This window comes from Angustibacter speluncae, from assembly GCF_054777815.1.
Map to the genome: position 1 here is coordinate 17,641 of NZ_BAAHAF010000164.1, position 11,486 is coordinate 29,126.

12 protein-coding genes and 1 pseudogene are annotated in these 11,486 nt (G+C 74.8%); 6 read left to right on the forward strand and 7 right to left on the reverse strand.

Annotated features, from left to right (window positions below):
• Nucleotides 1–13 precede the first annotated feature (13 nt).
• A complete protein-coding gene (gene ku / locus ACYVKY_RS18650; protein ID WP_460436498.1) occupies nucleotides 14–973 on the forward strand; it encodes a Ku protein in 960 nt (319 codons plus the stop codon).
• Nucleotides 974–1,052: 79 nt separating this feature from the next.
• Here the strand turns inward: ku and ACYVKY_RS18655 are convergent, their stop codons facing one another.
• Nucleotides 1,053–1,703: a TetR/AcrR family transcriptional regulator gene (locus ACYVKY_RS18655; RefSeq protein ID WP_460436485.1), complete on the reverse strand. Its 651-nt coding sequence runs from the start codon at nucleotides 1,701–1,703 to the stop codon at nucleotides 1,053–1,055.
• 136 nt (nucleotides 1,704–1,839) lie between these two features.
• Between ACYVKY_RS18655 and ACYVKY_RS18660 the strand changes: the two genes are divergently transcribed.
• Nucleotides 1,840–2,643 carry an SDR family NAD(P)-dependent oxidoreductase gene (locus tag ACYVKY_RS18660; RefSeq protein ID WP_460436486.1) on the forward strand — a complete coding sequence of 268 codons (804 nt, stop codon included), beginning with the start codon at nucleotides 1,840–1,842 and terminating at the stop codon, nucleotides 2,641–2,643.
• 8 nt (nucleotides 2,644–2,651) lie between these two features.
• On the forward strand, nucleotides 2,652–4,235 hold the full coding sequence (locus ACYVKY_RS18665) for an acyl-CoA synthetase (RefSeq protein WP_460436487.1): 1,584 nt from the start codon (nucleotides 2,652–2,654) through the stop codon (nucleotides 4,233–4,235).
• Here ACYVKY_RS18665 and ACYVKY_RS18670 read toward each other — a convergent pair.
• From ACYVKY_RS18670 to ACYVKY_RS18695, 6 genes are read right to left on the reverse strand one after another with little or no spacing between them, the layout of a single operon-like run.
• The gene (locus ACYVKY_RS18670) at nucleotides 4,189–4,794 is read right to left on the reverse strand and encodes a DinB family protein (RefSeq protein WP_460436488.1); all 606 of its coding nucleotides are present in this window, start codon (nucleotides 4,792–4,794) and stop codon (nucleotides 4,189–4,191) included. The two genes, ACYVKY_RS18665 and ACYVKY_RS18670, sit on opposite strands and share 47 nt — an antisense overlap.
• Nucleotides 4,791–6,422 carry a phosphoglucomutase (alpha-D-glucose-1,6-bisphosphate-dependent) gene (pgm, locus tag ACYVKY_RS18675; RefSeq protein WP_460436489.1) on the reverse strand — a complete coding sequence of 544 codons (1,632 nt, stop codon included), beginning with the start codon at nucleotides 6,420–6,422 and terminating at the stop codon, nucleotides 4,791–4,793. The genes ACYVKY_RS18670 and pgm overlap by 4 nt, the downstream gene beginning before the upstream one ends.
• A gap of 43 nt (nucleotides 6,423–6,465) precedes the next feature.
• On the reverse strand, nucleotides 6,466–7,182 hold the full coding sequence (locus ACYVKY_RS18680) for a glycosyltransferase family 2 protein (protein ID WP_460436490.1): 717 nt from the start codon (nucleotides 7,180–7,182) through the stop codon (nucleotides 6,466–6,468).
• Nucleotides 7,179–7,754: a class I SAM-dependent methyltransferase gene (locus tag ACYVKY_RS18685; protein ID WP_460436491.1), complete on the reverse strand. Its 576-nt coding sequence runs from the start codon at nucleotides 7,752–7,754 to the stop codon at nucleotides 7,179–7,181. Before ACYVKY_RS18685 ends, ACYVKY_RS18680 begins: the two co-directional genes overlap by 4 nt.
• Nucleotides 7,751–8,470: a PIG-L deacetylase family protein gene (locus ACYVKY_RS18690; protein ID WP_460436492.1), complete on the reverse strand. Its 720-nt coding sequence runs from the start codon at nucleotides 8,468–8,470 to the stop codon at nucleotides 7,751–7,753. The genes ACYVKY_RS18685 and ACYVKY_RS18690 overlap by 4 nt, the downstream gene beginning before the upstream one ends.
• Nucleotides 8,467–9,411 (reverse strand): acyl-CoA dehydrogenase family protein, encoded by a 945-nt coding sequence (locus ACYVKY_RS18695; protein ID WP_460436493.1) that lies wholly within the window; start codon nucleotides 9,409–9,411, stop codon nucleotides 8,467–8,469. Before ACYVKY_RS18695 ends, ACYVKY_RS18690 begins: the two co-directional genes overlap by 4 nt.
• A gap of 139 nt (nucleotides 9,412–9,550) precedes the next feature.
• Between ACYVKY_RS18695 and ACYVKY_RS18700 the strand changes: the two genes are divergently transcribed.
• The 3 genes and pseudogenes from ACYVKY_RS18700 to ACYVKY_RS18710 all read left to right on the forward strand — a co-directional run.
• Nucleotides 9,551–9,796 (forward strand): BatC protein, encoded by a 246-nt coding sequence (locus ACYVKY_RS18700; RefSeq protein ID WP_460436494.1) that lies wholly within the window; start codon nucleotides 9,551–9,553, stop codon nucleotides 9,794–9,796.
• Nucleotides 9,797–9,810: 14 nt separating this feature from the next.
• Complete coding sequence (locus ACYVKY_RS18705; RefSeq protein WP_460436495.1) at nucleotides 9,811–10,998, forward strand: cupin domain-containing protein; 1,188 nt, start codon at nucleotides 9,811–9,813, stop codon at nucleotides 10,996–10,998.
• Between the two features lie 164 nt (nucleotides 10,999–11,162).
• Nucleotides 11,163–11,486 (forward strand): annotated as a pseudogene (locus tag ACYVKY_RS18710) (hypothetical protein); the annotation flags it as partial.

Here is an 11,486-nt window from a genome sequence, read left to right on the forward strand (position 1 = left end):
CGTGGTGAGAGCGATGTGGAAGGGGTCGGTGTCGTTCGGCCTGGTCAACGTCCCGGTCAAGATGTACACCGCGACGTCGAGCCAGGACGTCTCGTTCCACCAGGTGCACCGCGAGGACGGCGGGCGCATCCGCTACAGGCGCGTCTGCTCGGTGTGCGGTGAGGAGGTCTCGTACGACGAGATCGCCAAGGGCTACGAGGCCGACGACGGCCAGATGGTGATCCTCACCGACGAGGACCTCGCCGACCTGCCCATCGCCGGCAGCCGCGAGATCGACGTCGAGCGCTTCGTCCCCGCCGAGCAGATCGACCCGATGCTGCTCGAGAAGAGCTACTACCTCCAGCCCGAGAACACCGGCGCCAAGCCGTACGCGCTGCTGCGCGAGGTGCTCGAGCAGAGCGACAAGATGGCGCTGGTGCACGTCGCGATCCGCACCCGCTCGGTGATGGCGGTGCTGCGCGTGCGCGACGACGTCATCGTGCTGCAGACGATGATGTGGCCGGACGAGGTGCGCCAGCCCGACTTCGAGAACATCCCCGACGGCTCGGACTTGAAGCCGCAGGAGATCGCGATGGCCGCCTCGCTCGTCGACTCGCTGTCCGGCGACTACGACGCCGACGAGTTCTCGGACGAGTACCGCATCGCGGTCGAGACCCTCATCGAGAACAAGCTCGAGAAGGGCGAGTCCGAGGACGTGCCCGCCGAGCCCGCGGCGTCGGGCGGCGGCGGCGAGGTCATCGACCTGCTCGCGGCGCTGCAGCGGTCGGTCGACGAGGCGTCGACCCGACGCGGTGGGTCGTCGTCCGACGCGAAGCCGGCGAAGAAGGCGGCGGCGAAGAAGGCTGCGCCGGCGAAGAAGTCGGCCTCGAAGTCGGCCCCGGCGAAGAAGGCCGCCGCGAAGAAGACGGCGACCAAGAAGGCCGCGACCAAGAAGTCCGCCGCGAAGAAGACGGCGGCCCGCAAGAGCGCGTGAGCCGGGGGCGAGCCGCCCGTCCGGTCCTGATCGCGCCGAGAGTGCAGCAGAGGGGCGTCGCGTCGACGCTGACGCCCGACTAGTGCACCTTCGGCGACGGGACGAGGCGGTCGAGCAGGGACGCGGCGCCGGTGAGCAGGTGGTCGCCGGCCGACGCGTCGCCGGACAGGTGGCGCAGCAGCGCCTGCTGGAACAGCCCGTCGAGCGCGGCGTAGGCCACGGGCGGGTCGACCGCGACGGGCTCGCCCGCGAGCTCGGCGTACCGGGCCAGGACGCGCCAGACCATCTGCTCCAGCGAGGCGTCGATCGCGGCGACGTCGGCGCGGAACGCCGGCTCGAACAGCGACTGCGAGCGCAGGTCGTACCAGAGCCGGTGCATCGGGGCCTCGTCGCGCATCGTCGCGACCAGCGCCGCGCCGAAGCCGTCGCGCAGCCCCTCGGCGGTGGTGGCGGTGGCGACGACGTCGTCGTAGCGGGTGACGCAGCGCGCCTTGTACTGCCGCACGCAGGCGGTGATGAGGTCGACCTTGTCCGCGAAGTAGTAGTGCAGGACCCCGTGCGAGAAGTCCGACACCTTCGCGATCTCGCGCAGGCTGGTGCGGGCGTAGCCGAGCTCACCGAGCGTCTTCAGGGCCGCCTCGGCCAGCTGCGCCCGCCGCTCGGCGAACTTGTCGGCCGCGCCGCGCGCCGCGCGCTCGTCGACGGCGCTGGCCGCCGTGCTGGTCACCACGGGGTCGATCGTCGCACACCGTCCTGGACGGGTGTCCAGGAAAGCCTTGACAGGTGTCAAGACGCGGGACGAGTCTGACGCCGTCGACGACGACACCGGGCGCTCGGGTCCCGGCCCTGGACCGAAGGACGGACTCATGAGCGGGATCGACCTCAGCGGCCGCACGGCCCTGGTGACGGGCGGGGCGCAGGGCCTCGGCGAGGGCATGGCGCGGGCGCTGGCGGCGGCCGGTGCCGACGTGATGATCGCCGACCTGCAGGAGGAGCTCGGCGCCACGACGGCGGCGTCGATCGCCGAGGGCGGCACGCGGGCGGAGTCGATCCGGCTCGACGTCACCGACGACGCCTCGTGGGAGGCCGCCGTCGGCGAGACCGTCTCGCGCCTGGGCGGTCTCGACGTCCTGGTGAACAACGCCGGTGTCGAGATCACCTCGCTGGTGGTCGACCTGAAGCCGTCGGACATCGAGACGATGCTGCGGGTGAACGTGCTCGGCACCCTGCTCGGCGTCAAGCACGGGTTCCGCGCGATGCGCCCCGACGGCGCCGCCGGCAAGGGCGGCTCGATCGTGAACATCGCCTCGGTGGCCGCGACGATCGCGTTCCCGGGCATCTCCGCCTATTCGGCCACGAAGTCGGCCGTCGACCGGCTGACCAAGGTGGCCGCGCAGGAGTCGGGCACCTTCGGCTACGGCGTGCGGGTCAACTGCGTCTACCCGGGTCTGGTGCCCACGGCGATGGGCGTGGGCCTCGCGCAGGACATGGTGGGCATCGGGCTGGCCGAGGACGTCGACGGCGCAGTCGGTCTCGTCGTCGGGCGCACCCCGCTCGGGCGGCTCGGCGAGGTCAGCGACATGGCCGACGCCGTGGTGTTCCTGGCGTCCGACCAGTCGCGGTTCATCACCGGCGCCGGCCTGCCCGTCGACGGCGGCATGGGGATGTGACGGGGTAGGTGCGGCTGGTCGAGTACCTCGACAAGGGGGCCTCGCTCGGGGCCGACGCGCCGTGCCTCGTCACCGGCGACGAGGTCCTCACCTACGGCGAGGTGCAGCAGCGCAGCCACGACGTGGCCGCCGCCCTCGTCCGCTCGGGCGTGGCACCGGGCGACAAGGTGGCGATCCTGTCGGCGAACGACCCGGTCGCGTTCTCGTGCGTCTTCGGCGTCTCCCGGGCCGGCGCCGTCTGGTGCCCGGTGAACCCGCGCAACGAGGCGCGCGAGAACCGCGAGCTGCTCGACCTGTTCGACTGCGTCTGCCTGGTGTTCCAGGCCTCCTTCGCGCCGCTCGTCGCCGCCATCCGCGACGACCTGCCGCGGCTGCGGGTGCTGGTCTGCCTCGACGGCGACGTCCCCGGGGCGCAGCGGTACGCGGACTGGGTGGGCGAGGAGCGCCAGGGGACCGACGTCGCCCCGACCGACGACGTGGCGATGCTGGTGGGTACCGGCGGCACGACCGGACGGCCGAAGGGGGTCGTGCTCACCGGGCACAACCTCGAGACGATGACGTCGCTGACGCTGATGTCGTACCCGTTCTCGCCGCGACCGGTGTACCTCGCCCTCGCGCCGCTCACCCACGCCGCCGGCGTGCTCTGCTTCCCCGTGCTGGCGCTCGGCGGTCGCATCGTGATCATGCCCAGGCCGGACGTGGGCGAGTTCCTCGCGCTGGTCGAGCGGCACCGGGTGACCCACACGTTCCTGCCGCCCACACTCATCTACATGGTGCTCTCGCACGAGGCGCTGCCGACGACGGACCTGTCGTCGCTGCAGTGCTTCTGGTACGGCGCGGCTCCGATGTCGCCCGCGCGGCTGGAGGAGGCGCTCGAGCGGATCGGCCCGATGGCGCAGCTGTTCGGGCAGACCGAGGCGCCGATGATGATCTCGACGATGGCGCCGGCCGACCACTACCACGCGGACGGAACCGTTGCGCGGGAACGGCTCTCGTCGGCCGGACGGCCGAGCCCGCTGGTGACGGTAGCCATCATGACGCCGGACGGCGAGCTCCTGCCGCAGGGCGAGCGCGGCGAGATCGTCGTCCGCGGACCGCTGGTGATGGCGGGCTACCACCGCGACCCGGAGGCGACGGCCGAGGCCTCGCGGTTCGGCTGGCACCACACCGGCGACGTCGGCTACCTCGACGACGAGGGCTGGCTGTTCATCGTCGACCGGGCCAAGGACATGATCATCACCGGCGGCTTCAACGTGTACTCGGTGGAGGTCGAGCAGGCGCTGCTCGCGCACCCCGACGTGCAGGACTGCGCCGTGGTCGGTCTGCCGGACTCCACGTGGGGCGAGCGCGTCGTGGCGGTCGTGCAGGGCCGCCCCGGTCACGACGTCGACGTCGACGCGCTCCGGTCCTTCGTCAAGGAGCGCATCGGCTCGGTGAAGACGCCCAAGCAGATCGAGGTCTGGGCCGAGCTGCCGCGGTCCAAGGTCGGCAAGGTGCTCAAGGCCGAGATCAAGGGCGACCTCACGACCGACCTCACGACCGACCTCACGAACGACCCGGGAAGCGCTCCGCCACCTTCCGCAGGCGGGTGACGTAGGCGGCCCACCAGGCCTCGTCGCCACCGGGCAGGTTGGGGGCCTGCGGCAGCATCCCGCGCGCGCCGTCGACCGACTCGCGCACGACGTCCATCTGCCCGGCGTGCCGGGCGAGCTCGGCCAGCATGTGCACCAGCAGCCGTTGCAGCGTGGTCTCCTGCGGGTCCCACCAGGGCACCCGCCCGGGGGCGTCGAGCGGCAGCTCGGCCACGGTCTGCGCGCTGTGCGCGGCCACCCGCCGGTAGAGGTCGACGATCATCTGCGCCGGCTCGTCCTCGGTGGCCCACATGTCGGCGTTGTCCTCGAGGTCGTCGCCCGTCCACGGGATGTGCTCGGGGAACGGGCGGCCGACGCACAGACCGAGGTACTCGGCCTCGACCGCGGCGAGGTGCTTCACGACGCCGAGCAGATTCGTGCCGGTGGCCGTCATGGGCATCCGCTGCTCGCGCTCGGACAGGCCCTCGAGCTTCCAGAGCACTGCCTCGTGCAGCCGCTCGAGGTAGCCGAGCAGCACCTCGCCGTGGCCGCTCTGCGGCGTCAGCGGCGTCGGCGTCACGACAGCGCCGCCGAGACGACCTCGCGGGCGGCGTCCTGCACCTGCGCCAGGTGCTCCGGACCGCGGAACGACTCGGCGTAGATCTTGTAGACGTCCTCGGTGCCGGACGGGCGCGCGGCGAACCAGGCCGACTCGGTCGTGACCTTGAGGCCGCCGATCGCGGCGCCGTTGCCGGGCGCCTCGGTGAGGGTGGCGGTGATCGGCTCGCCGGCGAGCTCGGTGGCGGTCACGTCGGCGGGGGACAGCTTCGCCAGCTTCGCCTTCTGCGTGCGGTCGGCCGGGGCGTCGACCCGCGCGTACGACGAGGCGCCGAAGCGCTCGGCGAGCCGGGCGTGGTGCTCGCTCGCGCTGCGGCCGGTGACGGCCTGGATCTCGGACGCGAGCAGCGCCAGGATGATGCCGTCCTTGTCGGTGGTCCACACGGTGCCGTCGTGCCGCAGGAACGAGGCGCCCGCGCTCTCCTCGCCGCCGAAACCGACGCTGCCGTCGAGCAGCCCGGGCACGAACCACTTGAAGCCGACGGGCACCTCGAGCAGGTCGCGCCCGAGGTCGGCGACCACGCGGTCGATCAGCGACGACGACACCAGCGTCTTGCCCACGGCCACCCGCTCACCCCAGCCCGGACGGTGCGCGAACAGGTAGCCGATCGCCACGGCGAGGTAGTGGTTCGGGTTCATCAGGCCGGCGTCCGGGGTCACGATGCCGTGGCGGTCGGAGTCGGCGTCGTTGCCCGTCGACACGTCGTAGGCGTCCTTGGCGCCGATCAGCGAGGCCATCGCGTTCGGCGACGAGCAGTCCATCCGGATCCTGCCGTCGGTGTCGAGGGTCATGAACGCCCACCGGGGGTCGACCTCGGGGTTCACCACGGTCAGGTCGAGGCGGTGCCGCTCGGCGATCGCCGCCCAGTACTCGACCGAGGCGCCGCCCAGCGGGTCGGCGCCGATGCGCACGCCGGCCTGCCGGATCGCGTCGAGGTCGAGCACCGACGGCAGGTCGTCGACGTAGTGCCCGAGGAAGTCGTACCCCCGCACGGCGTCGCGGGTGCGGTCGGTCGGCACGCGACGGACGCCGCGCAGGCCCTCGCGCAGCAGGTCGTTGGCGCGCGAGGCGATCCAGCCCGTGGCGTCGGAGTCGGCCGGGCCGCCGTGCGGGGGGTTGTACTTGAAGCCGCCGTCGCGCGGCGGGTTGTGCGACGGCGTGACCACGATGCCGTCGACCTGCCCGTGCGACCCCTGCCGGTTCAGCCGCAGGATCGCGTGCGACACAGCGGGAGTCGGCGTCCACGAGTCGCGCTCGTCGGTGAGCACCGTGACGTCGTTGGCGACCAGCACCTCGAGCGCCGTGTGCCACGCCGGGAGCGACAGCGCGTGCGTGTCGCGTCCGATGACCAGCGGGCCCGTGATGCCCTGGCCCGCGCGGTACTCGCAGATGGCCTGGGTGATGGCCAGGATGTGCGCCTCGTTGAACGCGCCGTCCAGGCTCGACCCGCGGTGGCCCGACGTGCCGAACACGACCTGCTGGTCGGGGTCGTCCGGGTCGGGCGTCGTCGCGGTGTAGGCGTCGAGCAGGGCGTCGACGTCGACGAGGTCCTCGGGCTGGGCGCGCTGTCCCGCGCGGGGGTGTGCCATGCGCCGATCCTGGCAGCGAACGCGGGCCGCGTCACCCGCGCGGTCAGGCCGTCCGCAGGTCGTGGGCGACGCCGCCCTCCGCGATGCGCCCGTCCCAGCGGTGCGAGGTGGTGACGGGCTCGGCGGTGCTCGTCACCACGGGCCGGCCGGCCTCGCGCAGACGCGCCGCGAGGACGCGGTCCTCGTGCAGGCCGACCGGGTCGAAGCCGTCCACGGCCAGGTAGGCGTCGGCCCGGACGCCGAGGTTGGCGCCGTGCACGTGGTCGTGGGTGCGGTCCGGCAGCAGCAGCGCGGCGTAGGCGGCGACCCACCGGTCGACGGCCTCGCGCCGCTCGGGCGGCACGGGTTCGCCGTCGGACTCGTCCGCGAGCCGGACCGTGCCGACCCAGGCGTCGGCGCCCGCCGCCGCGTGCCGCAGCTGCTCGATCAGCCAGTGGCGGGGCACCGCCGAGTCGGCGTCGGTGTGCGCGAGCCAGACGCGGGACGGCTCCTCGTCCGCCAGGGCGAGGGCGGTGGCGACGCCGGCGGCCCGGGCGGCACCGACGCGCCCGCACACCGCCTCGACGACGACGGCGCCGGCGCGTGCGGCGACGTCGGCCGTCCGGTCGGTGCACGAGTCGGCCACCACGACGACCGACCCCTGCACCCCGAGTGGGCGGACGCCGTCCAGCGCGACCCCGACCGAGGCCAGGCAGCGGGGGAGCAGCTCCTCCTCGTCGCGGGCGGGCACCACGACGACGACCCGGGCGGGCAGGCTCACGGGTCGATCCCCGTCGCGGGCCGCAGCAGGGCGAGCCGGTAGTCGGGGTCGACCTGCTCGTCGACCGCCGACCAGCGGTCGTCGGCGAGCAGGGCGTCGTGCACGGCGTCGCCGTCGGTGGGGGCCTCGGCGAAGGGGTGGCGCCAGTGCACCGCGAGCAGGTGGCCCCCGGCGGCGAGACGCTGCGCCGCCAGGTCGAGGGTGCGCCGGCGGTCGTCGTCGGACAGGTAGTAGAGGAGCTCGGAGAGCACGACGACGTCGGGACGGCCGTCGGCCCACCAGCCGGGGACGGCCCCGACCCGCACGTCGACGTGCGGCTGGTCGGCGACCCGCTCGCGCGCCGACGCGACCGCGACGGCGGACAGGTCCCACGCCACGAGCCGGTGGCAGCGTCGTCCGAGCAGGGCGGTGAGCACGCCGACGGAGCAGCCCGGCTCGTGCACGAGCCCGGCGCCGTCCGGGACCGCGGCGGCCGTCGCCGCGTACTTGCGCGCCTCGTAGGCGCTGCTGCTGAGGCGCCAGGGGTCGGGCGAGCGGGCGTAGAGGTCGTCGAAGTAGTCCGGGGAGGTCACGTCAGCACCACCTCGAACGGCCGGGCGAAGTGCGCGAGGACGTCGGGCGGCAGCACCGGGCCGTCGTCGCCCCGCGGCTCGAGCTGGCTGGTGAAGGCGGCCACGGCCTCGGCCTTGCGCTCGAGCCGGCTCGACACGTCGACCAGCCGCACCCGGTCCCAGGGAAAGCGCGGGTCGTCGGGTGCGGCCCAGTGCCACGCCCACACCGGCGTCTCCCAGGTGGGGGTCCCGAGCCGCCCGCAGGCGCGTCCCACCGCCTCGTGGTCGGGGTGGGCGTCGCCCGACCAGGTGCCGACCACCAGGTCGGCGTCGTGCGCGAGCGGTGCCAGGGCCGCGAGCAGGTCGTCCTCCCGGGTGGCGAGCCCGCTGTCGGGCAGACCGAGACGCGCCGGCTCGGCGTCGACGTCCAGCAGGTCCAGTGCGCGGCGCAGCTCGTCGGCGCGGCGCCGGGCGACGGCGTCCGGGTCGAGGTCGGGGTGCGAGCCCTCGCCGTCGGTGGCGGTGACGAGCGTGAGCCGGCAGCCGCGGGCGGCCAGCAGCGAGAGGGTGCCGCCCAGCGCGAGCACCTCGTCGTCGGGGTGCGCCGACACGACGACCACGTGCGCGCCCGCCGGGGGCAGGATCGCCGCGGGCCGGGTGTGCCAGTCGGCGCCCTGCCAGACGGCCTCGTCGACGTGCCGCTGCCGCGCACCTGCGAGCGCGGGCAGGGCGCTCACGGGCGGCTCCCGTGCCCGTCGGCGACCAGCCGGCCGAGCGCCGCGAGGTCGCGCTCGGCATGGTGCTGGCGGACGAAGACCAGCAGGTCGGCGACCCGTCCGGCGTGGTCGGCGTCGAGCGCGAGCGGGCCCGGCCCGAGGGCGCGTCCGACCCGCTCGACCACCTCGGTCGCGGCGTCCGCGACCCCGGCGCGGACGGACTCGGCCAGCACGCGACGGGCGGCGCCGTCGTCGCCGCCGGCGTCGACGACGCGCGCCGCGAGCTCGAGGTGGGCCCAGGTGCGGTCGAGCAGGGAGGTGACGGCGCCCAGGTGCGCGAGGGCGTGCTCGCCGACGTCGCGGCGCCGCGACGCGGCGACGAGGGTGTCGGCGACGGCGCGGGCCCCGCCCCACCACACGGCGGCGACCCCGATCGCGCCGTCCCAGAACCGGGTGCGCCCGGTGTAGTCGCCAGGCTCACCGACCGCGCGCGCCGGCACGCCGTCGACCTGCAGGGTGGCGGTGCCGGCGCGCTGCATCCCCGGTCCCGCCCACCCGGGTCCGGTCGGTCGCACGGTGCCCGCCGCGCGCGCCGCCGAGACGTCGACGGCGAGCAGGCGCGAATCGCCCTGGTAGGTGGCGGTGACCAGGGCGTGGGTCACCTGGTCCCAGCCCGAGCAGAACGCCTTGCGGCCGTTGAGCACCCAGCCGTCGTGGGTGGGTCCGGCGACCAGCTGCAGCCCCGGCGGCTCGGCCGCCCAGACCGCCCAGGCGTCGTCCGCACCCGGCGGCGGCGCGCCCAGGTCGGCCAGGATCGCGGCGGCGTCGAGGTGGGGCTCGACGAGCTTGGCCAGGGCCAGGTCCCGCGACCCCACCTGGGCCAGCCAGCGCCACCGCTCGAGCGTCCCGGACGCGGGCGTCGGTGCGTCGCGCAGCGTCCGGGACAGGTCCACGTCACTCATCGTCACTGGGGTCGGCGCGTCCCGCGCGCCGAGTGCTCGGGATGCGGCGCCCGTGCGGGCGGGCCAGCATGGCGGGAACCGGCCTCGAGCCGGGCTGAGCGGGTGCCCGCCAGGCGCCCACGACAGGTGTGGAGGACGCATGAGCGAGAACGAGACCGAGAGCACGCACGGCCCCCTCGACGGCGGCGCGGACCACGAGCACGGCCCGGCCGACGGCGGCGCGGACTCCGGCGGCCGCGACGTCGGCGCGGACGGCGGTGCCGATGGCGGCGCGGACGGCGGTGCCGACGGTGGCGCGGACGGTGGCGCGGACGGTGGCGCCGACGGTGGCGCGGACGGTGGCGCGGACGGTGGCGCCGACGGCGGAGCCGACTCCGGCGCCTGAGACCTGAGGGCCTGATGGATCGACCCCACCTCGCTCGGCTGGTACCCGACCCGGAGCTCTTCGGGTCGCGGTACTGGTCGAGCGAGCCGCTGCTCACCCGGGCGAAGGACCTGCCCAAGCCCTTCGACGACCTGCTCGACCAGGCGGGCGTCGACACGCTGGTGTCCGAGCGCGGGCTGCGCACCCCCTTCCTGCGGGTCGCCCGGGCGGGCAGCACCCTCGGCGACCGCGAGTTCACCGCGGGCGGCGGCATCGGCGCCGGCGTCGGCGACCAGGTCAGCGACGACCGGCTGGTGCGGCTGTTCGCCGACGGCGCGACGATGGTGCTGCAGGGCCTGCACCGCAGCTGGGCGCCGCTGGTGCACTTCTCCCAGGGCCTGGCCGCCGACCTGGGCCACCCGGTGCAGGTGAACGCCTACGTCACCCCGCCGCAGAACCAGGGGTTCGCCGACCACTACGACGTGCACGACGTGTTCGTGCTGCAGACCCACGGCCGCAAGGAGTGGCGCCTGCACGCGCCCGTGCACGACGCGCCCCTGCGCGACGACGTGTGGACCGACCGGCGCGCCGCCGTCGAGGCCGAGGCCGCCCGCGAGCCCTACCTGCGCGCCGTGCTCGAGCCCGGCGACTGCCTGTACCTGCCGCGCGGCTGGCTGCACGCCGCCACCGCCCAGGGCGAGGTCAGCACCCACGTCACCATCGGCGTCCACACCTGGACGCGGCACCACCTCGCCCGCGAGCTGCTCGACCTCGCGCTCACCCGGGCCCACGACGACGTCGCCGTCCGGTCGTCGCTCGCGCTCGGCGCCGACGTGACGTCGCCCGACGCGCTCGCCGCCGACGTCGACGCCACCAGAGACGCGCTGCTGCAGGCGCTCTCGCAGGTCGACCCGGCCGACGTCGCCGAGCGGCTGCGCTCGTCCGCGGTGCGGGCCCAGCGCGCCGCCCCGGTCGGCCCGCTCGCCCAGCACCGCGCCGCGGCCGAGCTCACGGAAGGCGCGACCCTGCGGCTGCGCGAGCACCTGCTCGCGCGCCTGGTCGACGACGGCGACGGCGTGCGGCTGGTCAGCCGCACCGGCGACGTCGTGATCCGCCCCCAGCACGTCGACGCCGTCCGCCGGCTGCTCGACGAGGGGTCGATGGTGGTCGACGACGTCGACCTCGGCCGCCGGCTGCTGCTCTGCGGCGTCGTCGTCGCCTGACCCCTCCTCCTGGCGACCGTTTCGCCAGTTCAGTGCTGGAAGTGACACCGAAGTGGTCGAACGACACGTGTGACACGCCAGCGCGCCTCGTCCAGTGGCCCGCGGCGCCGGACACACGGACCCCTCGGACGGTGCCGCCGCGGCACGGGTGGCAGAGTCGACGCGTGACCTCCGTCCCGTTGTGCGCCGCTGCCGCGCGCGAGCGGGACGACCCCCTGGCCGGTACGGCCGCGCCGGCCCGCTCCTGGCTCCTCGTCGAGCACCCCGGTCCGTGGCTGCCGGACGCGCTCGGTGGCATCGGCCTCGGACCCCAGGTGCTGCGGGCGGTCCGTGCGCGCGTCCGGGGCGACGGCTGGCGGGTGCTGCTCGTCCGCCGGCCCGGTGAGCGGCGGGACGCGGCCGCGTCCGACCGCGGGTGGTGGGTGCTGCGCGGACCGCGACCCGCGGCACCCGCCGGCGGGCTGGTCGCCGCGGGCCGCTGGCGCACC